This window comes from Rhodococcoides corynebacterioides NBRC 14404, from assembly GCF_001894765.1.
GTDB classification, from domain to species: domain Bacteria; phylum Actinomycetota; class Actinomycetes; order Mycobacteriales; family Mycobacteriaceae; genus Rhodococcoides; species Rhodococcoides corynebacterioides.
This window is the reverse complement of record NZ_BCWV01000003.1, coordinates 63,720-87,363: the sequence shown is the minus strand read 5'-3', so window position 1 is coordinate 87,363 and position 23,644 is coordinate 63,720. Positions and strand designations below refer to the sequence as shown.

Below are 23,644 nucleotides of genomic sequence, written 5' to 3'. Positions count from 1 at the left end.
TCCTACTCAGGTATACCCCCGAAGTTCCGTCCTCGGGCTGACGATGTCGGCGCCGCCACCGAGCAGAGTGGCGGCATGGACATCGTCAGCACACAGGCACTCGGCAAACGGTACGGCTCCACGACCGTGGTCGACGACCTGCACCTGCGGATTCCCGAGGGCTGCGTCTACGGCTTCCTCGGACCCAACGGGTCGGGCAAGTCGACGACCATGAAGATGCTGCTGTCCCTGATCGCCCCGACCAGTGGCCGCATCGAGCTGTTCGGTCGCCCCATGACGCGGGAGACCCGTCGCGACCTGCTCGCGGGCGTGGGGTCGCTCATCGAGGCGCCGCCCGGCTACGGCCATCTCACCGGGGCGGAGAACCTCCGGATCGTGCAGCGCAGTCTGGGTCTGCGGAACGATCAGGTCGAGCGCGCCGTGCGCACCGTTCGCCTGCAGGACCAGATGGACAAGAAGGTGCGGCACTACTCCCTGGGGATGAAGCAGCGCCTCGGTATCGCCATGGCGCTGGCCCGCGAACCCCGACTGCTGATCCTCGACGAGCCCACCAACGGTCTCGATCCCGCCGGCATCGAGGAGATCCGCGGACTGCTCCGCCACCTGGCGTCGAACGGCGTCACCGTGATGGTCTCGAGTCACCTGCTGGGCGAGATCGACAGGACTGCCGACGTCCTCGGCATCCTCAGCGGCGGCCGGATGATCTTCCAGGGCTCGCGGACCGACCTCACCAGCGCCGTCACCCCCGACGTCCTCATCGACACGGTCGATCCCTCCCGCGTCGGACCCGTTCTGCGGAAGGATCTTCCGGCTCGGGTGGACGGTCACACCGTGCGGGTGTCGGGCATCGACGATCGCACGACGGCGCGGGTGGTGGAGGACCTGGTCGGCGCCGGCGCGGGCGTGTTCGGCGTCCGGCGCGACGAGCAGTCCCTCGAGGACGTCTTCATGTCCCTGACGAGTGGAGGTCGACCGTGACCACCGAGACACGCAGCGTGCACTCCGTCCGCCTCGAACCCGGCGCGGCGACGTTGCTGCGCAACGAGATCGCGAAGTGCCGGCATCTCCGGATCGGCCTCGTGACCGCGCTGCTCGCCGTCGGCATCGTGGGGCTCACCCTCGTCGGCACGCTCGCGGGAGCGTCCACCGACGGCGACCTCCCGGCTGCCCTGCCCTTGGCGGGACTGTCGTTGGCCGTTCCCGTCGCGTCCCCGGTGATCCTGGCGATCCTCGCCAGCCGTGCCGTCGACATCGAGCACCAGGGCGGAGGATGGCTGCTGGGCCGCACCACGGGAGTCGCACCGGGCCGGCTCTGCCGCGCCAAGCTGGGGGTGCTCGCCGCGGCGGTCGCCGTCGGCACCGGCGGCGCGTCCGTCGTCGTGGCGCTCCTGACCCGGGCCCCGGGGGCCACGGGCCCCGTCCCGGTGTCGCTGTGGCTCGGCTACACCGTGGCCGCGATCGTGGTCTCCCTGGTGGTCCTGGCCGTGCAGGTGCTGATCTCGGCCCGCATCGACAATCAGCTGATCCCGCTGGGGGTGGGCATCGTCGGCACGGTGGTCGCGATCTGCTCGTCCGGATTGCCCGGGTGGGCAGCACATCTGACGCCGTGGGGTTACTGGTCGCTGATCGCCGCCGCCGACTACGCGGGCGAATCGGTGGTGACCCTGCAGCCGTCCTACGTCAGCGTCGTCGCGCTGGCGCTGCTGGCCACCGCCGGCGTCGTCGTGGCGACCCGGCGACTCGATCGACAGGAGGTCTGAACATGCTGTCCGCAGAAGTGCTCAAGCTGAAGCGTTCTCAGGTGTGGGCCGTCGTGGTGGTCCTTCCTCTCGTCATGTCCGCGCTGGGGGTCGTCAATACTGCGGCGTTCGGCACCGGACTGGCCGAAGGATGGGACACGCTGTGGCTGCGTACCGCCGTGTTCTTCGGTCTGTTCCCGCTGGCCCTGGGGGTCGCCGTCCTGGCGTCGCTCGTCTGGCGGCCGGAGCATCGTGGCGGCAACTGGACCGCGTTGATGTCCGGTCCGGTGTCCTCGGCGCGCATCGTGGTGGCCAAGACGGCCGTGGTTGCCGGGCTCGGAATCGCCATGCTGGCCGTGCAACTCGCCGCCGTGTGGGTGCTCGGCGCGGCGTTCTTCGGTCTGGACGGCGCCCTTCCTCCGCGGTACCTCGTGGTGGCGGCGGTGACGGCCGCGGCGGTGATCCCCCTGGCCGCGCTGCAGTCACTGCTCTCGATGATCATGCGCTCGTTCGCGGCGCCCATCGGGGTCGCGCTGGTCGGCGCGGGCCTCGCCGTGGTGCTGATGACGGCGAAGGTGCACGCGGCCATCGCCGTCCTGCCCTACGCGCTCGCGACGCGGGCCGGCCAGCTCGCCTCGGGCGCGTTCGGCGATTCCGGCGCGCTCACCGCCGGTTCCGTCGCCGCGGTCCTCGCGGCGACGGTGGTGCTCGGCACTGCCGTCGTAGCGACAGCGGTGCGAGTTCTCGATCGGCGAGACGTGGTCACACCGTGACCGCTACCGTCGGGGCCATGACGTCCGCCCTCGCCCGCCTGGCCTACTCGACGCTCGAGCCGTATCACGTGGCGGCGTACTTCAATCCGGATCTGCCGAACGCGTACACGGATACCGGACTCGACGGGCACGCGTTCTACGTGGGGGCTCGTGGTGCGCCGCTGGGCCCGTGCGCGCCGGCGGTGGTGTCGTCGACGTTCTACAACTTCTCGCCCGCTCTGATCGCCGCCGCGTGGCCGGCGGCGGTCGAGGCCGGGTTGGAACGGGTGTCGGATCGCCGCTGGGCGGCGCTGGACACGGTGCTGGCGGACGCGTTGGGGGAGCGGGCCGGGGATCCGCACCTCGTGGATCTCGCCCGCCGGTTGCACGAGATCGGGGACAGGGCCGACTTCGCCGGTCGACCGCTCTCGGCGGCCTGGCACGACGCGAGCCATCCCGACGCGCCGCACCTCGCGTTGTGGCACGCCATCGCGGTCCTGCGGGAGTGGCGCGGCGACGGTCACCTGGCCGCACTGGTCGACGCCGAGCTGGATCCGACCGAGGCCGTGGTGTTCCACGAGGCGCAGCATCCCGATCCGGCAGGGCGCCGCACGCTCGGGCGCCGCATCACGCAGATCACGCGCGGGTGGTCCGACGAGCAGTGGGGCGCCGCGATCGAGCGACTGCGCTCGCGCGGGCTGCTGCAGCCCGATGCGGAGGCGTTGTCCGAGGGCGGCGTCGAGCTCGATCGCCGCATCGAGGAGCGCACCGACCGTCTGGCCGCGTCGATCTGGAGCGACGTCCCGGACGCGGAGGACCTCCTGACCTCCGCGCGTCCCTACGTCAAGGCCGTCATCGCAGCGGGGTTCCTGCCGGGGACGAAGAAGAAGGCCTGACCGCGGCGGATCGCGTCAGGCCGAACGGGCGAGAAGGGCTGCGGCGCTGAGGTCGTCGATCACCAGGTCCGTGATCAGCCCGCCGGTGAGCGCGGCGTGCAGGGCGCGGAGTTTGTCCTCGCCGGCCACGACGCACAGCCGTCGCGGCACGCTCTTCAGGGCGTCCAGCGTCGGCCCGCTCGCCCGGTCGTTGAGCGCGATGCGGTCGTAGCTTCCGTCCGACCGGAAGAACACGGTGGCGATATCGCCCACCACGCCGTCCCGGTCCAGTTCGGCCAGGTCCGACTTCTCGAGGTACCCGGCGCTGTAGACGTGGCTCGGCACTGCACCTCCGTGCACGCCGATGCCGAACAGCGCCAGGTCCATCCGATCCCGCAGATCCAGGACGCGGCGGATCGATCGCTCCCGCCACAACAACCGGCGCGTCTCCGGGTAGTCGAACAGCGCGGGCACCGGAAATCCCTGGGCCACAGCGCCGTACGCGTCCCCGATGGTTCGGACGATGTCCGTGGCGTAGGAGACGCCGGTGGTGCGGGTGTTCGCAGCCCCGTTCAGTTGGACCACGTGCGTGTTGTGGGTGCGCTTCGGGGCGACGTGCCGGCTCACGGCGCTGACCGTCGTGCCCCACGCGATGCCGACCACCATGTCCGAGGTGACGAACGTCGTCAGCAGGCGGCCGGCGAACATCGCCACGCGATCGAGTCGATCGACGTCGCTGACCGACTCCGGCACGGGAACCACGTGGGCCCGCACCGCGTACCGGTCGGCGAACGCGCGCTCGAGGCTCGGTCCCTGGCCCAGAGCGGTGCTGATCTTGATCTCCACGAGGCCGGAGTCGCGGGCGAAGGTGATCAGGCGCGAGACCGTCGACCGCGAGACGCCCAGTTCGCGGCCGATGGCCGCCATCGTGAGGTCCTGGAAGTAGTAGAGCCGCGCCGCCCGCACGGCGTCGGACGTGCGCGGATCGGTCGTCGAGGACGGAGCGAGGTCGGATGCCACGACGGTCACCGTAGTCCGATTTGCACATATGTGCAGAGGAGGTGTGACGACGTGCAGTTTCGGCGTCGTTGGTTCTAGTCTGACCTCACCGAGCGCTTCTATGGCGCGCATCACAAATGCGGAGGGACGACGATGACGGAAAAGCGGGCCAAGTGGGGCCTGGGTGCGGAGATGGCGGCCGAGTTCGCCGGAACGATGATTCTCATTCTGTTCGGCGTGGGCGTCGTCGCCCAGGTGGTGTCGGGCGGTGAGGCGGGCAGCCTCGGCGACCACGACTCGATCGCGTGGGCCTGGGGCCTCGGCGTCATGTTCGGCGTCTACGTCGCCGGTCGCGCGACGGGTGCGCACCTCAATCCCGCAGTGACGGTGTCGTTCGCGCTGTTCCGCGACTTCTCGTGGGCGAAGGTCGGCCCCTACGTCGCCGCGCAGATGCTCGGCGCGTTCGTCGCGGCGCTGATCGTGCGCTGGAACTACAACGACATGATCACCGCGATCGACCCGGAGCACACCACGGCGACGCAGACCATCTTCTCCACGCTCCCCGGCAACGGCACGCTGCCTGTGAGCCTGCAGTCCGCCCTGATCGACCAGATCATCGGCACGGCGATCCTGCTGTTCCTCATCGTCGCCGTCACCGACAAGCGCAACAGCCCGCCCATGGCGAACATCGCCCCGTTCGTGATCGGCCTGATCGTCGTCGCCATCGGCTTCGCCTGGGGCACCAACGCCGGCTACGCGATCAACCCGGCCCGCGATCTCGGACCCCGCCTCGCGTCGTACATCACGGGATACGGTGGGGCATGGCGCGATCAGTACGGCAGCCTCTACTTCTGGGTCCCCATCGTGGGACCGCTGATCGGCGGGCCCATCGGGGTGTTCCTCTACGACCGTCTGGTCGGCAAGCACCTCCCGCCCGCCGACGACGAGGGTGCCCTCGAGCCCGGACGTCTCCCCGAGAGCGACAAGACCGCATGACCACCGTTCACCCCGCCACCCCTGCCGAGATGGAGAACCGATGACCGAGCAGCGCTACGTCGCCGCGATCGACCAGGGCACCACGTCGACCCGGTGCATGATCTTCGACCACGCGGGCACCGTCGTGTCCGTCGACCAGAAGGAACACCGGCAGATCTTCCCGCAGGCCGGGTGGGTCGAGCACGACGCCGTCGAGATCTGGGAGAACGTCCGCACCGTCACCGCCGGTGCGCTCGCCAAGGCCGACCTGACACCGGCGGACATCGTGTCCGTGGGCATCACCAACCAGCGCGAGACCGCGCTCGTGTGGGACCGGAAGACCGGCGAGCCCGTCTACAACGCCATCGTCTGGCAGGACACGCGCACCGACCGCATCGTCACCAAGCTCGGCGGCGGCGACGCGACCAAATACACCGCCACGACCGGTCTGCCCCTGGCCACGTACTTCTCGGGGCCCAAGGTCATGTGGATCCTCGAGAACGTCGAGGGTGCCCGGAAGCGGGCCGAGGCGGGCGACCTCTGCTTCGGCACCATGGACACCTGGGTGCTGTGGAACATGACCGGCGGCACCGACGGCGGTCTGCACTACACCGACCCCACCAACGCCTCGCGCACCCTGCTCATGGATCTCGATTCCCTGTCCTGGGACGAGAGCATCTGCGCCGACATGGGTATCCCGATGTCGATGCTGCCCGAGATCAAGAGTTCCTCCGAGGTGTACGGCAACGTGCGCGAGCGCGGTTCCCTGCGCGGTGTTCCCATCGCCGGCATCCTCGGCGATCAGCAGGCCGCCACCTTCGGCCAGGCCTGCCTGTCGCCGGGTGAAGCCAAGAACACCTACGGCACCGGCAATTTCGTGCTCCTCAACACCGGTACCGACAAGGTGATGAGCAAGAACGGTCTGCTCACCACCGTCTGCTACAAGATCGGCGACCAGCCGACGGTCTACGCGCTCGAGGGTTCGATCGCCGTCACCGGCTCGCTCGTGCAGTGGCTGCGCGACAACCTCGGCATGATCGCGACCGCCGCCGACATCGAGAAGGACGCGAAGTCGGTCGACGACAACGGCGGCGCCTACTTCGTGCCGGCGTTCTCCGGACTCTTCGCGCCGCACTGGCGGTCCGATGCGCGCGGCGCCATCGTCGGCCTCACTCGATTCGTCAACAAGGGCCATCTGGCGCGAGCTGTGTTGGAAGCCACTGCGTATCAGTCGCGCGAGGTCATCGAGGCGATGAACGCCGACTCCGGCGTCGACCTCGAAGTGCTCAAGGTCGACGGCGGTATGGTGGTGAACGAGCTTCTGATGCAGTTCCAATCGGACATCCTGGGTGTCGACGTGGTGCGACCCGTGGTCGCCGAGACCACCGCGCTGGGCGCCGCCTACGCCGCCGGACTGGCGGTGGGTTTCTGGGCGAGCGAGGACGAGATCCGCGAGAACTGGGCCGAGGACAAGACATGGACACCGTCCATGGACGACGCGGAGCGAGCCAAGCTCTACGCCGGGTGGAAGAAAGCCGTGACGAGAACACTCGATTGGGTCGATGACGAATGACAACCACCAGCACAGCACTGAGTCCCGACGCGCGTCGTGAGGCGTTGCGCCGCCTCGCCTCCGAGGAGATGGACGTCCTGGTCATCGGCGGCGGTGTCGTCGGGACCGGGGCGGCGCTCGATGCCGTCACCCGCGGCCTGAAAGTCGGTCTCGTCGAGGCGCGGGACTATGCCGCGGGCACCTCGAGCCGGTCGTCCAAGCTCTTCCACGGCGGTCTGCGCTACCTCGAACAGTTCAACTTCTCGTTGGTGTTCGAGGCGCTCAAGGAACGGTCGCTCGTGCTCAACGACCTGTGCCCGCACCTCGCGCGCCCGGTGCCGTTCCTCTACCCGCTGCTCAAGGTGATCGACCGCCCGTACGCAGGGCTCGGCATCGGGGTGTACGACGTCATGGGCGCGGGTCGCGGTGTGCCGTCGCATCATCGCCACCTGGGGAAGAAGAAGACGCTCGAGGCCTTTCCCTCCGGGAAGCGCTCCGCGCTGCGCGGCGCCATCAAGTTCTACGAGGGCCAGGTCGACGACGCCCGGCACACCATGATGATCGCGCGGACCGCGGCGGCCTACGGGGCGTTGTGTGTCAACAGCACTCGCGTCACCGGGTTCCTGCGCGACGGCGACCGGGTGATCGGCGTCGTCGCCACGGACCTCGAGACGGGGGAGTCGTTCGAGATCGCGGCCAAGCACGTCATCAACGCGGCCGGCGTCTGGACCGACGAGATCCAGGAGATGCTCGGCGGCCGTGGGCAATTCCAGGTGCGTGCCTCCAAGGGCGTCCACCTGGTCGTACCGCGCAACCGGATCAACGCGGCGGCGGGCATCATCACCCGCACGTCGAAGTCGCTGCTGTTCGTGATTCCGTGGGGCAGCCACTGGATCATCGGCACCACCGACACCGACTGGAAGCTCGACCTCGCGCATCCCGCGGCGAGCAAGAGCGACATCGACTACATCCTCACCGAGGTCAACCGGCTCCTGCAGGATCCGCTGGACCACGAGGACGTCGTCGGCGTCTACGCCGGACTGCGCCCGCTGCTCTACGGCGAGTCGGACTCCACCAGCACTCTCTCGCGCGAGCACGCGGTGTCCAGCCCGGTCCGCGGCCTCACGGTCATCGCGGGCGGCAAGTACACCACGTACCGCGTGATGGCCAAGGACGCCGTGGATTCCGCGGTGCACGGTCTCGAGCGCCGGGTGCCCGAGTGCGTGACCGAGAAGATCCCGCTGCTCGGGGCCGAGGGGTACTACGGGTTGTGGAACTCCCGCGAACTCGCCGCCCAGCGCGCCGGGATTCGGGTGGGTCGGATGGAGCATCTGCTCGGTCGTTACGGCTCCCTGGTCCACGAGGTGCTGGCGTTGATCGACGAGCGGCCCGAGCTGGGGCAGCCCCTGGAGACGGCGCCGGCGTACCTCAAGGCCGAGGCGATCTACGCCGCCAGCCACGAGGGTGCGCAGCATCTCGACGACATCCTCACCCGTCGTATTCGGGTGTCCATCGAGCTCGACGACCGCGGTGAGGCCGCCGCGTCCGAGGTCGCCGCGCTGGTCGCGCCCATCCTGGACTGGGATGAGCAGCACGTGGCCGACGAGATCGAGCACTACCGCAAGCGCGTTGCGGCGGAACGGGAATCGCAGATGCAGCCGGACGACGAGACCGCGGACGCCGCGCGGCTCGGTGCGCCGGACGTGCGGGTGCCCGTGGCCTGAGTTCGGCGTCTCCAGTGCGCCCCGAGCGATCCGTCGCTCGGGGCGCACTGCTGTCTCCGGGGCCCGTGCGTCCCGCCCCGTGCCGCGGCCCACCTGACCTGCCTCCGCGCACACAACTCGCCCCGATCGCCGGGATCCCGTCCGTTCCCTCGTCCTGTGTGCGCCCGTGCAGCACCGCCCCGGGCCCCATGCCCGTCGCATGCCTCCGCGCACACAACTCGCGCCGATCGCCGGGATCCCGTCCGTTCCCTCGTCCTGTGTGCGCCCGTGCAGCACCGCCCCGGGCTCGCCCACCCTCCTGCCCCAGCGCACACAACTCGCCCCGATCGCCGGGATCCCACCCATCGACGTGTCCTGTGTGCAACCAGGCAGCAACGCCCACGGAAACTCGAATCGGACATCTTCGCGCAAACGCTTACGCAAACGCTTGCGCCCGTCTTACGCTCCCCCGGTCACGCGATGCGGTCGGCGTCGCGCCCGTCGGACAAGGGAGTCCACATGTTCGAAACTCGCAGCAGGTCCACGCTCACCATCGGCGCGGTCCTGATGGCCGGTTCGTTGGCGCTCGGCCTCACGGCCTGCAGCAGCTCCGACTCGGACAGCGTCAAGGTCGGTCTGATCACCAAGACCGATTCCAACCCGTACTTCGTCAAGCTGCGCGAGGCCGCTCAGGCGCAGGCCGACAAGGACGGCGCCGAGCTCGTTGCGCTCGCCGGCGCGTTCGACGGCGACAACGAGGGCCAGGTCTCCGCCATCGAGAACATGGTCGGCCAGGGCGTGAAGGGCATTCTCATCACGCCGAACTCGTCCACCGGCGTGCTCGACGCCATCCAGAACGCGCGTGACGCGGGCGTCGTCGTGATCGCGCTCGACACCGCGACCGACCCCGAGGACGCGGTCGACGCCACCTTCGCCACCGACAACCGCGCGGCCGGCGTCAGCCAGGGCCAGTGGGTCAAGGCGGCCCTGGGCAGCACCGCTCCCCAGCTCGTCATGCTCGACGGCACCGCCGGCGGCACCGTCGACTCCTTCCGCCACGAGGGCTTCCTCGAGGGCATGGGTCTCGCCGAGGGTGCGCCGCAGATCGTCGGCCAGGAGAACACCAACGGCGATCAGACCAAGGCGCAGACCGCCATGGAGAACCTGATCCAGCGCGCACCGCAGACCAACGCGCTCTACACGATCAACGAGCCCGCCGCGGCCGGCGCCTACCAGGCCATCCAGGCCGCCGGTAAGGCCGACCAGGTCACCATCGGGTCCATCGACGGCAGCTGCACCGGCGTCGCCGACGTCAAGGCCGGCAAGATCGGCGCCACCGTCATGCAGTTCCCGGCCAAGATGGCGGAGCAGGGCGTGCAGGCCGTCGTGAAGTTCGCGCAGGACGGCACCAAGCCCAGCGGCTTCAACGACACCGGCTCGGTCCTCATCACCGACAAGCCCGTCTCCGGCCTCGAGTCCCAGGACACCGCCTGGGGCGAAGAGAACTGCTGGGGCTGATCGGTCACATGAGCACCGCCAACACCGCCGCTGCCCCGGCGACGGAGAAGCCACCGGTGTCGAGCCGGTTCACGGTGGGCAACATCCTCCGTGAACCGCTCCTCGGCCCCATGGTGGCCCTGGTTCTGGCCGTCATCGTGTTCAGCGCGATCTCGGACTCGTTCCTCAACCCGCAGAACGTCTCGCTGATCCTGCAGCAGTCGGTCGTCGTCGGAATCCTCGCCGTCGGACAGACTTTGATCATCCTGACGTCCGGCATCGATCTGTCGATCGGTGCGGTCGCCGTCTTCGGCACCATCGTGATGGCGCAGACGGCGGGGGCCAACGGACCGATGGTCGCGCTCGGGTCGACGCTGGCCGTGTGCCTCGCGTTCGGTGCGATCAACGGCGGTCTGGTGACGGTGCTGCGGCTACCGCCGTTCATCGTCACGCTCGGTACCTTCACCGCGATCCAGGCGGCGACCCGCCTGCTCGCGGGGTCGGAGACCTACCGGGTGGAGCAGGGCCCGCTGACGTTCCTCGGCACCTCGTTCAAGATCGGCTCCTTCTCGACGACGTACGGCGTCGTCGCGATGCTGCTGGTCTACCTGGTGATGTGGTACGCCCTGTCCCAGACCTCGTGGGGCAAGCACATCTACGCGGTGGGCGGTAACCCGCAGGCGTCCAACCTCTCCGGTATCAAGTCCGGGCGCGTGCTGTTCTCCGTCTACATCGTCACCGGGGTCATCGCGGCCATCGCCGCGTGGGCGGCGTTGGGACGCATCCCGAATGCCGATCCGAACGCGTACCAGAACGCCAACCTCGAGACGATCACCGCAGTGGTCATCGGCGGGACCAGCCTCTTCGGTGGTCGCGGCGGTGTTATCGGCACGCTCGTCGGCACCCTGATCGTCGGCGTGCTGCGCAACGGTCTCACCCAGGCCGGCGTCGACAGCCTCTACCAGAACATCGCCACCGGCATCCTCGTCATCGTCGCGGTGGCCGTGGATCAGTTCGCCCGCAGGAGGTCTCAGTGACGACGGTGGAGAACCCCGGCACCACGTCCGGGAGTGCAGCGGCGGGTGCGCCCGTCCTCGAGGCGCGCGGCCTGGTCAAGCGGTACGGCAACGTCACCGCCATCAACGGCGCAGACTTCGAGCTCCGTGCCGGCGAGGTCCTGGCCGTCATCGGGGACAACGGCGCCGGAAAGTCCAGTCTCATCAAGGCTCTCGCCGGTGCGGTGATCCCGGACTCGGGCGAGATCCTCATGAACGGTGCGGTGCAGTCGTTCAAGAACACGCGTGACGCGCGGGCCGCCGGTATCGAAACCGTGTACCAGGACCTCGCGGTCATCCCTGCGCTCGACATCGCGTCCAACCTGTACCTCGGACGTGAGATCAAGCGAAAAGGCGTCATGGGCAGTGTGTTCCGTCGTCTCGACATGCCGCGGATGCGGCAGGAGGCGTCGCAGCATCTGGCCGATCTGAAGATCGGCATCAAGTCGGTGAACCAGGCGGTGGAGACCCTCTCGGGTGGCCAGCGTCAGGGTGTGGCGGTGGCACGTGCGGCGGCGTTCGGCCGCGGCGTCATCATCATGGACGAGCCGACGGCGGCCCTCGGCGTGCGGGAATCGGGGATGGTCATCGACCTCATCCGGTCCATCCGCGACCGCGGCATCCCCGTGGTGCTCATCAGCCACGACATGCCGCACGTGTTCGAGGTGGCCGATCGCATCCACATTCACCGCCTCGGCAAGCGCGCCGGCGTGGTGGATCCGAAGCAGCGCAGTATGTCCGAGGTGGTGGCACTCATGACCGGTGCCACCGAACCCACCGACTCGGAACGCGCCGGCCTGTAGTGACACCTTCCCGCGGCGTCTTCGTCGGACTCGCGACGCTCGACGTGATCCATCGCATCGCGGCACCGCCCGCGGTGAACCAGAAGATCACGTCGAGTGCGCAGTTCGTCGCGGCCGGTGGACCGGCCGCCAACGCGGCGGTCACGTTCGCCGCGTTGGGTGGGCACGCCGTGCTCGTCACGGCGCTCGGCGACGAGCCGGTGGCCGATCTGGTGCGTGCCGATCTGGCGCGCCACGGGGTCGAGGTGCGCGACGCCGCGGCGGGCACGGTGCGACCCGTGCCCGTCTCGGCGGTGTCGGTGGTCGAGACGACCGGGGATCGGTCCGTCGTCTCGCTCGACGCGGTGGCGTCCGAGGCGATGCCGCCGGCGGATCTCGATGGTGTCCTCGCGGGTGCCGACGTCGTCCTCGTCGACGGCCACCATCCCCGCATCGCCCGCGCCGCCGCCGAATCGGCGTCGCGGAACGGTGTTCGCGTCGTCGTCGACGCCGGACGGTGGAAGCCGGTCATGGCGGACCTCGTCCCGTGGGCGTCGGACATGGTGTGTTCGGCCGACTTTCGTACCCCCGGTGCCGACGACTCCGACTCGACGGCATCGTCGCTGATCGGCGACGGCGTTCCGACGGTCGTCACCACCCACGGCGGCGATCCCATCCGGTGGCGGGTGGGGACGGAATCCGGGTCGGTCGACGTGCCCGCTGTCACCGCTGTCGACACGCTCGGCGCGGGCGACGTCTTCCACGGTGCGCACGCCTGGTTCTCGACCGACGGTGAGAGCAACCTCACCGATCGCCTCGCGTGTTCGGCGCGCGTGGCTGCCCTACGGTGCTCGATGGTGGGACCGCGGTCCTGGATCGAGCACGTTCCCTCCCTCGACTTTCGAAAGCGGTGACCGTCATGAGCGGCCAGGACGTGCAGGACGCCTCGTTCGACGAGCTCGTCGCGTGGGCGAGTGCGCTGGCGGTGCCGGGACAGCGCCGCATCCTCGGCCTCACGGGTGCGCCGGGCGCGGGCAAGTCCACGGTGGCCGCCGAACTCGTGGCGGCCCTCGGCCCCGACCTCGCCGTCCTCGTCCCCATGGACGGCTTCCATCTGGCCAACGAGGTGTTGATCGACCTCGGGCGTCGGGACCGCAAGGGCGCGCACGACACCTTCGACGACGACGGGTACGCCCGGCTGATCGAGACGCTCCGCGCTCAGCCCACCGACGCGCCGCTGGTCTACGCGCCGCGCTTCGACCGGGACCTCGAGGAGTCCATCGGCTCGGCCGTCCCGGTGCGCGGCGACGTGCCACTGGTGGTCACCGAGGGGAACTACCTTCTTCTCGACGTCGACGCGTGGCCGCGCGCCCGTCGTCACGTCGACGAGGTGTGGTTCCTGGCCCCCGACAACGACATTCGGCACGATCGCCTCCTCCGTCGTCACCTGTCCTACGGCAAGACGCCGCAGGAGGCGTCGTTCTGGACGCTCGGGTCCGACGAGCGCAACGCCGAACTCATCACCTCCACCGCGGTGCACGCCGATCGCGTTCTGCGCTTGCCATGATCGCCGCGAACTCGATGTCGACCGGGGTGGCCTGACATGGCCACCATGGGCGATGTCGCGCGTCTCGCCGGGGTGTCGGTGTCGACGGTGTCCCACGTGCTCAACGAGACTCGCAAGGTCAACGCGACCACGCGTGAACGCGTCGAGTCCGCGATCGCCCAGACCGGCTACCGTCGCAACGTCGTCGCGCGGTCTCTCGCGGCGGGGCGCACGCACACCATCGGCCTGTCGATCTCCGCGCTCACCAACCCGTACTTCGGCAGCCTGGTCCACGCGATCGAGGAGCGTCTCTCGGCCGCCGGACTGGTGATGTTCCTGGGGGATTCGCACGACGACCCGGCGGCGGAACGACGCGTCGTCGACTCGCTGCTCGATCGGCAGGTCGACGGCATCATCGTCGCGCCGTCGGCTGAGGCCGAGCGCAAGACCATCCCGACGATCCAGGCCAACGGAACGCCGTTCGTCCTCATCGACCGTGGCGTCGAGATCCCCTGTGACCAGGTCGCTCCGGAGAACGTCGAGTCCGCCGTGCGGCTCACCGATCACCTGCTCGACCTCGGTCATCGCCGCATCGCGGTGGTGCGCGGTCTGGCCGGCATCACCTCCTCCACCGAGCGGGCCGACGGGTTCCTCCGCGCCATGGCCGATCGAGGGGTCGACGTCGATCCTCGCTACGTGCTCGACGGGCATTCCCGGGTCGACGCCGCGGAACACGCTGTGCGCGAGGTGTTGTCCGCACCCGATCGGCCCACCGCCATCGTCAGCCTCAACAACTCGATGACCATCGGCACCGTGAAAGCCACACGAGCACTGGGACTCGACATCCCGTCCGACGTCGCGCTCGTCAGCTATGACGACTTCGAGTGGTCGGACCTGTTCGAGCCGCGCCTGACCGCCGCGGGGCAGGACGTCGGCACCATGGGCCGCGCTGCCGTCGACATGCTGCTCGAACGGATCGACGGGTACGACGGGCCGGCGCGCCGCGTGCAGGTGCCCACCAGCTTTCATCACCGCAATTCCTGCGGGTGCTGAACCACTCTCGACCAGAACAGGATTCCCATGCCGATCGCGACTCCGGACCAGTACGTCGCCATGCTCGACCGCGCCAAGGAGAACGGGTTCGCCTACCCGTCCATCAACGTCACCAGCTCGCAGACGCTGAATGCCGCGCTGCAGGGCTTCGCCGACGCGGAGAGCGACGGCATCATCCAGGTGTCGGTGGGGACGGCGCTGTATCTCTCGGGTAACCGCGTGCAGAACCGGTTCGCCGGCTCGAAGGCGTTGGCGCTCTACGCCCACGAGGTGGCGGCGCACTATCCGGTGACCGTGGCGCTGCACACCGATCACTGCCCCGCCGAGAACCTCGACGACTGGGTGCGCCCGCTCCTGGCCGACTCCGTCGAGCGGCGCAGTCGTGGTCTCGACCCGCTGTACCAGTCGCACATGTGGGACGGGTCCGCCGTGCCGCTCGACGAGAACCTCTCCATCGCAGGGGAACTGCTGGACCGCTCGGTCGAGGCGAACACGCTGCTCGAGATCGAGGTCGGTGTCATCGGCGGCGAGGAGGACGGGGTGAGCCACGAGATCGACGAGAAGCTGTACTCCACCGTCGACGACGCCCGCGCCACTGTCGCCGCGCTGGGTGCGGGGGAGCGGGGTCGGTACCTGACGGCGCTGACGTTCGGCAACGTCCACGGGGTCTACAACCCCGAGTCGGTGCACCTGCGGCCGGAGTTGCTCGACGAGATCCAGACCGTCGTCGGCGCCGAGACGGGGCGGGACAAGCCGTTCGATCTCGTGTTCCACGGTGGATCGGGCTCGTCGGCCGAGGACATCGCGGCGGCCGTGCGAGCCGGCGTCGTGAAGATGAACATCGACACCGACACCCAGTACGCCTTCACGCGGTCCATCGCCGGCCACATGCTGAGCAAGTACGACCAGGTGCTCAAGGTCGACGGCGCCTACGGCAACAAGAAGGCCTACGACCCGCGGTCCTGGGGCAAGCCCGCCGAGCACGCCATGGCCGCGCGGGTGGTGGAGGCGACGCAGATGCTCGGGTCCGCGGGGCGGGCGATGCGCTGAGGCCCGTCCCCCTGCCTCGCTGCACACGGAACGCCCGGATCGGCGGGATCCCGCCGACCCGGGCGACCTGTGTGCGCTTGCGCAGCAGTCAGGGCGTCGGCACGTGCTGCTGCAGAAACGCGACCTCGTCGCGGATGAGCTCCGGGTACGCCGCCCCGCCGGGGTAGACGTCGAAGTGCCCACCGGGGTAGTCCCGCCCGGCTGCGACCATACGGTTCGCCAGCTCCCGTGCGGCGAATCCCGGCGTGATGTTGTCGGCCACCCCCGTGCCGATGAAGGTCGGCGCACGGCCCGTCTGTGCCACGAGGTTCGGCGAGTAGAACGGAATCTGCAGCGCCGTGCGGGCCGTCGCACGGTTGTCGAAGTCCGCGCCCAGCACCCGCTGGTAACCGTCCAGCGCGCCGGGCTGGGGGAGCAGCCCGAGGGTCTCCGGCTCGGACGCGAGCGGGATGTACGTCGGCTGGGCGCCGACCGCGGAACCCGCCAGATCGGCGGTGCCGACGGCCGTCAGCTGCGCGAGGGCGGGGACCGGGATCGTCGACACCGTGGCGATGCCGTTGACGTGCGGTGCCTGCGCGATGATCGCCCGGACGCCGGGGATGTTCTCCGAGCCGATCGACAGGACGTGGCCGCCAGACAGTGACGTGCCCCAGAGCGCCACCGCGTTCCCGTCGACACCCGGCAGTGAGCGGGCGGCGGCGATGGCCGCACGCCAGTCCTCGAGCTGGGAGTCGATGTCGATGAGGTTGCGCGGCAGGCCGGCGCTCGAACCCCAGTAGCGGTAGTCGAACGTCACCACGTCGTACCCGGCGGCGACGAACTCGGGTGCCACCTCCGGGAGGATGCGGTTCTGCGTGCTGCCCAGGCCGAGCGCCATCACGAGCACGGGCCGCGGGGTCGGGCTCGGCTCGGAGTAGCGGAATGCCGAGACGTCCGTGCCCTCCACGGGGAACGAGAACGCGGTGACGGTCGGCGCGGCCGAGGCCGACGGTGCGGTGATCAGCACCGACGCGAGCAGGGTCAGCAGGAGGCCGAGCGCGGAGACGAGGCGTGGACGCATGGTGGCGTCGGTACCCGCGATCGAGCGGGGCGTAGCGCGGCGTCGGCGATTCGGGGCAGGACCACAAGGCGGACGTCGACTTTTCTGCGGAACCCCCACCGCGAACGGGTGTGGTCGACAGCGGATCGGGCCCCGGGCCGCTGCCTCTCGACCTGCCTGGCTGCACACGAGTCGCCCGAACCGACGGGATCCCGCCGCTTCGGGCGACCTGCGTGCACGCAGGCAGGTGGACCGAGATCGATTCACCGCGATTCCAACTGTGGCGTTTCCTCCCGATTGCGCCGATCGTCGTCGGGTCGGTGTTCGGTCGATCGGAAGGCACGACTCATGGTTGTCACGTCCTACGCGGTTCCCACCGGAACCGTGCGCGGGACCGCGGCGTCGGAACCCACGCGTGCGCCGTCCTGGTGGCAGCGCCGCCGGTGGACTGTGTTGCGTGCGCTGTCGCCGGTAGCGATCCTGCTGATCTGGCAGGCGGCGAGCGCCGCGGGTGTGCTGTCCGAGCGGGTGCTGCCCGCTCCGTCGCTGATTCTCGACGCCGGCTGGCAGCTCACGATCAGCGGTGAGCTGGCCCACGCGTTGGCCGTCTCCGGAACCCGTGTGGTGCAGGGGCTTCTGCTCGGAGGCATCATCGGTGTCCTGCTCGGCACGGTGGTGGGACTGTCGCGGTTCGCCGAGGCCACAGTCGACCCGCCCCTGCAGATGCTGCGCGCGCTGCCGCACCTGGGACTGATCCCGCTGTTCATCCTGTGGTTCGGGATCGGGGAGACACCGAAGATCCTGCTCGTCGCCCTCGGTGTGGCGTTCCCGCTGTACCTCAACACGTTCTCGGCCATCCGGCAGATCGACCGCAAGTTCCTCGACACCGCTGTGGTGCTGGGCTTCTCGTGGTGGCAGCGGTTCACCGTCATCATCGCGCCGAGCATCGCCCCGCAGTTGCTGGTCGGACTACGTCAGTCCCTCGCGATCGCGTGGCTCTCCCTCATCGTCGCCGAGCAGATCAACGCCGAGTCCGGGCTCGGGTACATCATCAACAACGCCCGCGACTTCCTGCGTATCGACGTCATCATCTTCGGTCTCGTGGTCTACGCGCTGATGGGCATCGCGACGGACGGCATCGTCCGCATTCTCGAGAAGCGGTCGCTGCGCTACCGGTCGGAGGCGTGAGCATGACGACCACCACGTCCGTGGCGACGCTGTCCGGAATAGACAAGTGGTACGGCGACTCTCACGTGTTGCGCTCGGTGGACCTCGAGGTCGGTCGCGGCGAGATCGTCGCGCTCGTCGGCCGATCCGGTTCCGGCAAGTCGACGATTCTGCGGGTGCTCGCCGGACTGTCCACCGACCACACCGGACGACGCGACGTCGCCGGTCATCCCGCCGTCGCGTTCCAGGAACCGCGGCTGTTCCCGTGGAAGAGTCTGCGCCAGAACGTCTCCTACGGGCTGAACACCGCCGGGGTGACGCGGGAACCGGCGCTGACCGCCGCCGATGCCACGCTCGCCGAGGTCGGACTCGGGGACAAGCTGAACGCCTGGCCGCTCACCCTGTCCGGCGGGCAGGCGCAGCGCGCCGCGTTGGCCCGCGCTCTCGTCGGCGAGCCCGAACTGCTGCTGCTCGACGAGCCGTTCGGCGCACTCGACGCGCTGACCCGGCTGTCGATGCAGTCCCTGCTGCTCGACCTGTGGTCTCGGCACCGGTTCGGCATCCTGCTGGTGACGCACGACGTCGACGAGGCCGTCGCGCTCGCCGACCGCGTACTGGTCCTGGAGGACGGCGCCGTCATCGACTCCGTCCCCGTCTCGCTCGATCGTCCCCGTGACCGTGGGACCGCCGAGTTCTCCCGCATCCGTAGCCGCCTGCTCGGCGCGCTCGGCGTGCACTGACCGTTCCTGTTCACCGATCCCGAAAGTAGCCCCCATGTCGTCGTCCCTCCGTGCGCGCTCCACGCGGACCGTCGCTGCCGTCGCCGTCCTGGCCCTGAGCGTGGCCGGTCTCGCCGGGTGCGTCTCGCGGGAGAGTGCGTCCGCGTCGTCGGACGCGCCCGCTTTGGTCCCGAACGACCAATTGAGCACCGTCACACTCGATGTGGGTGATCAGAAGGGCGGCACCGAGGCGCTGCTTCGTGCGTCCGGTGAACTGGACGGCACGCCGTACGCTGTGGCGTTCTCCACCTTCACGTCCGGCCCGCCGCAGGTGGAGGCGGCCACCGCCGGACAGATCGACTTCGCCGTCACGGGCAACACGCCGCCGGTCTTCGGCGTGGCGGCCAACGCTCGCATCAAGATCGTCTCGGCGTACACCAACGACGCCAGTGGCGATCAGATCCTGGTGCCGCCCACCTCGACCGCGACGACGTTCGCGGATCTGAAGGGCAAGAAGATCGCCGTCGGCAAGGGCTCGTCCGCCCACGGCCACGTCCTGCTGCAGCTGCAGAAGGCCGGTCTGACCCTCGACGATGTCCAACTCGTCTTCCTGCAGCCGGCCGACGCGTCGACGGCGTTCTCCTCCGGGGACGTCGATGCGTGGGCCATCTGGGACCCGTACACGGCGATCGCGCAGGTGCAGAACGGATCCAAGACCCTGACCACCGCGAAGGGCGTCGCCAACGGCTACGGCTTCGGCGTCGCCTCCCTGCAGGCACTGGACGATGCCGCGACCAACACGGCGTTGCAGGACTTCGTCGTTCGCCTCGCCAAGGCGTCGGCGTGGGCCGAGGCCAACCCGGCCGAGTGGGCAGCGGCCTACTCCGCGGCCGTCGGCATCGACCCGAAGGCCGGCGAACTGGCGCAGGGCCGCAGCCAGCGTCCGGCCATCGCGGTGGACGACAGCGTCGTCGAGGACGAGCAGACGCTGTACGACGCCTTCGTCGAGGGCGGCGCGATCCCCGGCGGGAACCGGTTCGCCGACTTCGTCGACACCCGCTACAACGACGCGGTCGCTGCGGCGACCACCTCCAACTGATCGCAGGAGTTCTCACTCGTGACCGCACGCATCTTCTGGTTCCTTCCCACCGCCGGTGACGGCCGCTCGATCGTGGGGGCGTCGCACGCGTCGTCCCATCGCGTCGAGCCGGCCGGGTTCCGACGGCCCTCGCTCCGCTACCTCACCGAGGTGGCGCAGGCGGCCGACCGTCTCGACTACGAGGGGGTGTTGACGCCGACAGGAACCTGGTGCGAGGACGCGTGGCTCACGACGGCCGCGTTGCTGCAGGCGACGCGGCGGCTGAAGTTCCTCGTCGCGTTTCGGCCGGGCCTGACTCCGCCGACGCTCGCCGCGCAGCAAGCCGCGACGCTGCAACGCTTTTCGGAGGGTCGGGTGCTGTTCAACATCGTGACCGGTGGTGACGATGCGGAGCAGCGGCGGTTCGGCGACTGGGTGGACCACGACCGTCGCTACGCCCGCACCGACGAGTTCCTCGACCTCGTGCACCGCATCTGGACGGAGGAGTCCGTCGACCACGACGGCGAGTTCTACCGCGTCGAGGATGCGCGAGTGTCCGAGGCACCGGATCCGTTGCCCGAGTTCTGGTTCGGCGGGTCGTCGGACCCCGCCCTGGCCGTCGCCGCCAAGCGGGTGCAGACCTACCTGACGTGGGGCGAGCCGCCCGCCGCCGCGAAAGCGAAGATCGAGCGGGTGCGTGCCCTCGCCGATGCGGAGGGTCGCAAGCTGACGTACGGCATCCGGCTGCACACCATCAGCCGCGACACCTCCGAGGAGGCGTGGGGCGTCGCGCAGCGTCTGCTCGACGAGCTGCCCGACGACGCGGTCGACAAGGCCCACCAGCTGCACGCGGCGTCGCAGTCCGAGGGGCAACGTCGCATGGCAGCCCTGCACGGCGGCAGCAAGGACTCGCTGGAGATCTACCCGAACCTGTGGGCGGGGGTCGGCCTCATCCGGGGTGGGGCGGGCACCGCGCTGGTGGGTTCGCACGAGGAGGTCGCGAACCTCATCGGCGAGTACCACGACGCCGGGTTCGACGAGTTCATCCTGTCCGGCTATCCCCACCTCGAAGAGGCGTACCACTTCGCGGAGGGGGTGCGGCCGATCCTCGACCAGCGTGGGGTGACAGCGCCGGCGAGGAGGTAGGGGCTCGGACCGCCGGGCCGGAATCCCGGTCGTTTGTCGCACCTCTGTGTCACGGTGGTCCGGAACTCGAACCGGAACGTGGAGGGGTGTCCGTGACCGAACCCGTAATGGACAGACCGTTGACGGACGATGTGCTGGAAGCCATCGATGCCGACACCGGTCTGGCGGACGCCGCCAAGTACCTGGTCATGGCGGCATTGGAGGGCGACGACGCCCTGGCCGGCCTTCTCGACGGCACCTCGACGCCGCAACCCAGGGCCCCGTCCGACATAGAGACGTCGGAACCAGTGGGGGCCTTCCTGACCTCGATCAGCGTCGCGGGGTTCCGCGGAATCGGACCGAAAGCCGTCCTGCACCTGCACCCGGCGCCGGGGATCACGATCGTCAGCGGCCGCAACGGCTCCGGGAAATCCAGCTTCGCCGAAGCGCTCGAGTACGCCGTCACGGGGAAGAGCTATCGGTGGGAGAACAAGGCCAAGCTGTGGCGGGATTCCTGGCGAAATTTGCATGAGGCAACCCCGTGCGAGGTTCGGGTCGGTCTCACCGTCGAGGGGGCCGACCCCACCGTCGTCGGGGTGGACTGGGCCGACGACGCGCAGCTCACCGATGCGGTCACCTGGACACAGCAGGGGAAAGGCAAGCGGCGCAGCGGCACCGACGACCTCGGGTGGAACGCCGCGGTCGAACTGCACCGGCCCATCCTGTCCTACGACGAGATCGGGGGACTGGTCGAGGACAGTCCCTCCGCGTTGTACGACGCGCTGGCCACCCTGCTCGGCCTCGAAGAAATCACGGACGCCGAGAAGCGTCTCGCCGGAGCACTCAAGGCGGCGAAGGTGCCACGGTCGGACGCGTCCGCCGGACTGCGTGAACTCAAGGCGTTGGTCGCCGACATCGACGACGACCGCGCCCGGTCGGCGGCCACCCTGCTCAAGAAACGAGCCCCGGACCTCGACGCGCTGCTCTCCCTGGCCAGTGGGTCCGACAACGCCGCAGCACAATCACTCTCGGGTCTTCGGGCGGTCGCGGAGCTGCCCGTCCCCGAGCCGGCGCGAGCGGAGTCGGTTGCAACGATGCTGCAGGCGGCCATCACTGCCGCCGTCGACGGCGCTGACGATTTGTCTGCTGCCGTCGCACGGCGGCACGACGTCGTCGAGGCCGCGCTTGCGCTGCACGACGAATCCGGCGACGGGCCCTGCCCGGTGTGTGGTGTCGGGGAACTCGACGAGGCCTGGGCAACGCGCACGCGGACCGCGTTGGCCGACGAGATCGAGGCGATGGCCGACTATCAACGTCGTCGACGAGACCTCGACGACGCCCGTCGGTCGGCTCGCGCTCTGATCGACCAGCTCGTCGACGTCGTGGACGACGACGGTCTCGACCCGGTCGTGGTGAACGCGTATCGCGACGCGGTCGGTGCAGCGCGCGCCGTCCCGACGAAAGCAGCGGAACTCCCGGATCACCTCAGGTCGGCCGTGCCCCCTGTCGTGGAGGCGGGTCACGCCGTGCGCGCCGCCGCTACTGCCGCTCTGACGGCACGCGAGGACCGGTGGGCTCCGGTCGCCGGTCGTATCGGGGCGTGGGTCACGCTCGAGGCCGACGCTCGGACGCGGGACGCCGACGTGGACAACCTCGACGCCGCGAAGAAGTGGATCACCTCCCACGCCGCGGAGTTGCGCAATCGTCGCCTCGAACCCATCGCAGCGCAAGCGCGCGAGATCTGGTCCGAGCTGCGCCAGGAGAGCAACGTCGACATCGGATCGATCAGCCTCCAGGGCAGTAACACCCGTCGAAAAGCCGTGCTCACCGGCTCGGTCGACGGCACGCCGTCCGAAGCGCTGGCCGTGATGAGTCAGGGCGAATTGCATGCTCTGGCGCTTGCGTTGTTCATTCCGCGGGCGACCACGCCCACCAGTCCGTTCCGCTTCATCGTGCTCGACGACCCCATCCAGGCCATGGACCCGGCGAAGGTCGACGGGTTCGTACGTGTGCTGTCCCGGCTCGCCGCGACTAGGCAGGTGGTGGTCTTCTCGCACGACGACCGGCTGGCCACGGCGATCCGGCACCTTGCCGTCGATGCCCGCCTGATCGAGGTCACCAGGGCTGCCGGTTCGGCGGTGACGGTGAGCGAAGCGTCGAACCCCGCGACGCGCTACGTCGACGACGTGTTCGCTCTGGTTCGAGACGAGAACGTGCCGGACGTCGTCAAGCGTCGTGCCTGCCCGGGGCTCTTCCGGTTGGCTCTCGAATCGGCTGCGCAACAGGTGTTCTACGCGGAGCAGTACAAAGCCGGCGCGGGCCGCGTGGAGACCGAGAAGCGGTGGAGCGAGGTCGGCTCGACCCGCAAGCGTCTCGCCCTGGCCGCACATGGGGACGCGGAGCGTGACCTCAACGGATGGTTGTCGTGGCGGACGGAGCGTCACCCCACGTTGCGCATCGCGAACGCCGGAACACATGGCACCGACGTCGTCGTGGATGAGATGGCGGTCAAGGACCTGCGCAGCATGGTCAAGGGAATCTTGAACCCGTGACCACACAGCCGGCCCTGGCGCTCGCCCACGCCGAGCGACTCCTCGACAGCAGCGGTGTCGCGACGCCGCACTCGGCCCGTCTGGCGGCGGTGTTGGCGCGCCAGGCGTTGGAGGAACTCGTCACTTCGCGGTGCGCAGGTCTCGGTGCAACGGTTCCCGCCGCGACGATGCGCTCGAAACTCGTCATCCTGCGCTCTCTCGACACCCAGGAGCGTGCCGACGCTGCCGCTTTGGCCTGGAACCGACTCAGCAGCGTGTGCCATCACCACGCCTTCGAACTGTCGCCGACCGTCGCCGAGGTTCGTCACCTCTGTGCAGCGGTTGCGACGCTGCTGTGACGCGCCGGCTCACGTAGGAGGTGCCGAGGTCAGCCCGTTGGCATGTCC

At 69.2% G+C, this 23,644-nt stretch carries 22 protein-coding genes; 20 read left to right on the top strand and 2 right to left on the bottom strand.

Translation table 11 applies throughout. The annotated features are described in order from the left end of the window. Positions 1-75: 75 nt before the first annotated feature. The 4 genes from RC2_RS05860 to RC2_RS05845 are packed head-to-tail and all read left to right on the top strand — an operon-like array spanning position 76 to position 3,387. On the top strand, positions 76-978 hold the full coding sequence (locus tag RC2_RS05860; protein ID WP_068147644.1) for an ATP-binding cassette domain-containing protein: 903 nt from the start codon (positions 76-78) through the stop codon (positions 976-978). Further along, positions 975-1,760: an ABC transporter permease gene (locus tag RC2_RS05855; RefSeq protein WP_245810996.1), complete on the top strand. Its 786-nt coding sequence runs from the start codon at positions 975-977 to the stop codon at positions 1,758-1,760. The genes RC2_RS05860 and RC2_RS05855 overlap by 4 nt, the downstream gene beginning before the upstream one ends. A gap of 2 nt (positions 1,761-1,762) precedes the next feature. After that, positions 1,763-2,512 carry an ABC transporter permease gene (locus tag RC2_RS05850; protein WP_245810995.1) on the top strand — a complete coding sequence of 250 codons (750 nt, stop codon included), beginning with the start codon at positions 1,763-1,765 and terminating at the stop codon, positions 2,510-2,512. A 17-nt stretch (positions 2,513-2,529) separates the two neighbouring features. Next, entirely contained in the window at positions 2,530-3,387 is an 858-nt protein-coding gene (locus RC2_RS05845) for an SCO6745 family protein (protein ID WP_068147681.1), read from the top strand. Positions 3,388-3,402: 15 nt separating this feature from the next. On the opposite strand, the gene RC2_RS05840 is transcribed toward RC2_RS05845, so the two are convergent. Further along, entirely contained in the window at positions 3,403-4,386 is a 984-nt protein-coding gene (locus tag RC2_RS05840; protein ID WP_245810994.1) for a sugar-binding transcriptional regulator, read from the bottom strand. 132 nt (positions 4,387-4,518) lie between these two features. Between RC2_RS05840 and RC2_RS05835 the strand changes: the two genes are divergently transcribed. The 10 genes from RC2_RS05835 (at position 4,519) to fbaA (ending at position 15,578) form a co-directional block, all read left to right on the top strand. Then, positions 4,519-5,361 carry an MIP/aquaporin family protein gene (locus RC2_RS05835; RefSeq protein ID WP_068147638.1) on the top strand — a complete coding sequence of 281 codons (843 nt, stop codon included), beginning with the start codon at positions 4,519-4,521 and terminating at the stop codon, positions 5,359-5,361. A 40-nt stretch (positions 5,362-5,401) separates the two neighbouring features. Continuing rightward, the gene (gene glpK, locus RC2_RS05830; protein WP_068147634.1) at positions 5,402-6,913 is read left to right on the top strand and encodes a glycerol kinase GlpK; all 1,512 of its coding nucleotides are present in this window, start codon (positions 5,402-5,404) and stop codon (positions 6,911-6,913) included. After that, positions 6,910-8,616, top strand: a complete 1,707-nt coding sequence (locus RC2_RS05825; RefSeq protein ID WP_068147630.1) for a glycerol-3-phosphate dehydrogenase/oxidase — start codon at positions 6,910-6,912, stop codon at positions 8,614-8,616. Before glpK ends, RC2_RS05825 begins: the two co-directional genes overlap by 4 nt. 498 nt (positions 8,617-9,114) lie before the next feature. Next, entirely contained in the window at positions 9,115-10,113 is a 999-nt protein-coding gene (locus tag RC2_RS05820; protein WP_068147678.1) for a substrate-binding domain-containing protein, read from the top strand. Positions 10,114-10,121: 8 nt separating this feature from the next. Next, positions 10,122-11,129, top strand: a complete 1,008-nt coding sequence (locus tag RC2_RS05815) for an ABC transporter permease (RefSeq protein WP_068147627.1) — start codon at positions 10,122-10,124, stop codon at positions 11,127-11,129. After that, positions 11,126-11,950, top strand: a complete 825-nt coding sequence (locus RC2_RS05810) for an ATP-binding cassette domain-containing protein (RefSeq protein WP_245810993.1) — start codon at positions 11,126-11,128, stop codon at positions 11,948-11,950. Before RC2_RS05815 ends, RC2_RS05810 begins: the two co-directional genes overlap by 4 nt. After that, positions 11,950-12,843, top strand: coding sequence for a PfkB family carbohydrate kinase (locus RC2_RS05805; RefSeq protein WP_068147623.1), 894 nt, complete (start codon positions 11,950-11,952; stop codon positions 12,841-12,843). Before RC2_RS05810 ends, RC2_RS05805 begins: the two co-directional genes overlap by 1 nt. A 5-nt stretch (positions 12,844-12,848) precedes the next feature. Then, on the top strand, positions 12,849-13,496 hold the full coding sequence (locus RC2_RS05800; protein ID WP_068147675.1) for a nucleoside/nucleotide kinase family protein: 648 nt from the start codon (positions 12,849-12,851) through the stop codon (positions 13,494-13,496). 36 nt (positions 13,497-13,532) lie between these two features. Then, positions 13,533-14,528 carry a LacI family DNA-binding transcriptional regulator gene (locus RC2_RS05795; protein ID WP_068147622.1) on the top strand — a complete coding sequence of 332 codons (996 nt, stop codon included), beginning with the start codon at positions 13,533-13,535 and terminating at the stop codon, positions 14,526-14,528. A 27-nt stretch (positions 14,529-14,555) separates the two neighbouring features. Continuing rightward, positions 14,556-15,578 carry a class II fructose-bisphosphate aldolase gene (fbaA, locus tag RC2_RS05790; RefSeq protein WP_068147618.1) on the top strand — a complete coding sequence of 341 codons (1,023 nt, stop codon included), beginning with the start codon at positions 14,556-14,558 and terminating at the stop codon, positions 15,576-15,578. Between the two features lie 88 nt (positions 15,579-15,666). Here the strand turns inward: fbaA and RC2_RS05785 are convergent, their stop codons facing one another. Then, a complete protein-coding gene (locus RC2_RS05785; protein ID WP_082895462.1) occupies positions 15,667-16,638 on the bottom strand; it encodes an alpha/beta hydrolase in 972 nt (323 codons plus the stop codon). A 327-nt stretch (positions 16,639-16,965) separates the two neighbouring features. Between RC2_RS05785 and RC2_RS05780 the strand changes: the two genes are divergently transcribed. From RC2_RS05780 to RC2_RS05755, 6 genes are all read left to right on the top strand, one after another. After that, positions 16,966-17,805 (top strand): ABC transporter permease, encoded by an 840-nt coding sequence (locus RC2_RS05780; RefSeq protein ID WP_068147615.1) that lies wholly within the window; start codon positions 16,966-16,968, stop codon positions 17,803-17,805. A 2-nt stretch (positions 17,806-17,807) separates the two neighbouring features. After that, positions 17,808-18,524: an ABC transporter ATP-binding protein gene (locus RC2_RS05775; protein ID WP_068147665.1), complete on the top strand. Its 717-nt coding sequence runs from the start codon at positions 17,808-17,810 to the stop codon at positions 18,522-18,524. A 34-nt stretch (positions 18,525-18,558) separates the two neighbouring features. Beyond that, a complete protein-coding gene (locus tag RC2_RS05770; RefSeq protein WP_068147611.1) occupies positions 18,559-19,602 on the top strand; it encodes an ABC transporter substrate-binding protein in 1,044 nt (347 codons plus the stop codon). An 18-nt stretch (positions 19,603-19,620) separates the two neighbouring features. Then, positions 19,621-20,727 carry an LLM class flavin-dependent oxidoreductase gene (locus tag RC2_RS05765; protein ID WP_072681181.1) on the top strand — a complete coding sequence of 369 codons (1,107 nt, stop codon included), beginning with the start codon at positions 19,621-19,623 and terminating at the stop codon, positions 20,725-20,727. A gap of 92 nt (positions 20,728-20,819) precedes the next feature. Then, positions 20,820-23,258, top strand: a complete 2,439-nt coding sequence (locus RC2_RS05760) for an AAA family ATPase (RefSeq protein WP_083529676.1) — start codon at positions 20,820-20,822, stop codon at positions 23,256-23,258. Continuing rightward, complete coding sequence (locus tag RC2_RS05755; protein ID WP_068150608.1) at positions 23,255-23,596, top strand: hypothetical protein; 342 nt, start codon at positions 23,255-23,257, stop codon at positions 23,594-23,596. Before RC2_RS05760 ends, RC2_RS05755 begins: the two co-directional genes overlap by 4 nt. The last annotated feature ends 48 nt before the right edge of the window (positions 23,597-23,644 follow it).

Coding starts and splice junctions, on each gene's coding strand:
- RC2_RS05860 (WP_068147644.1), top strand. CDS start 76: ATGGACATCGTCAGCACACAGGCACTCGGCAAACGGTACGGCTCCACG.
- RC2_RS05850 (WP_245810995.1), top strand. CDS start 1,763: ATGCTGTCCGCAGAAGTGCTCAAGCTGAAGCGTTCTCAGGTGTGGGCC.
- RC2_RS05845 (WP_068147681.1), top strand. CDS start 2,530: ATGACGTCCGCCCTCGCCCGCCTGGCCTACTCGACGCTCGAGCCGTAT.
- RC2_RS05835 (WP_068147638.1), top strand. CDS start 4,519: ATGACGGAAAAGCGGGCCAAGTGGGGCCTGGGTGCGGAGATGGCGGCC.
- glpK (WP_068147634.1), top strand. CDS start 5,402: ATGACCGAGCAGCGCTACGTCGCCGCGATCGACCAGGGCACCACGTCG.
- RC2_RS05825 (WP_068147630.1), top strand. CDS start 6,910: ATGACAACCACCAGCACAGCACTGAGTCCCGACGCGCGTCGTGAGGCG.
- RC2_RS05820 (WP_068147678.1), top strand. CDS start 9,115: ATGTTCGAAACTCGCAGCAGGTCCACGCTCACCATCGGCGCGGTCCTG.
- RC2_RS05815 (WP_068147627.1), top strand. CDS start 10,122: ATGAGCACCGCCAACACCGCCGCTGCCCCGGCGACGGAGAAGCCACCG.
- RC2_RS05800 (WP_068147675.1), top strand. CDS start 12,849: ATGAGCGGCCAGGACGTGCAGGACGCCTCGTTCGACGAGCTCGTCGCG.
- RC2_RS05795 (WP_068147622.1), top strand. CDS start 13,533: ATGGCCACCATGGGCGATGTCGCGCGTCTCGCCGGGGTGTCGGTGTCG.
- fbaA (WP_068147618.1), top strand. CDS start 14,556: ATGCCGATCGCGACTCCGGACCAGTACGTCGCCATGCTCGACCGCGCC.
- RC2_RS05785 (WP_082895462.1), bottom strand. CDS start 16,638: ATGCGTCCACGCCTCGTCTCCGCGCTCGGCCTCCTGCTGACCCTGCTC.
- RC2_RS05780 (WP_068147615.1), top strand. CDS start 16,966: ATGGTTGTCACGTCCTACGCGGTTCCCACCGGAACCGTGCGCGGGACC.
- RC2_RS05775 (WP_068147665.1), top strand. CDS start 17,808: ATGACGACCACCACGTCCGTGGCGACGCTGTCCGGAATAGACAAGTGG.
- RC2_RS05770 (WP_068147611.1), top strand. CDS start 18,559: ATGTCGTCGTCCCTCCGTGCGCGCTCCACGCGGACCGTCGCTGCCGTC.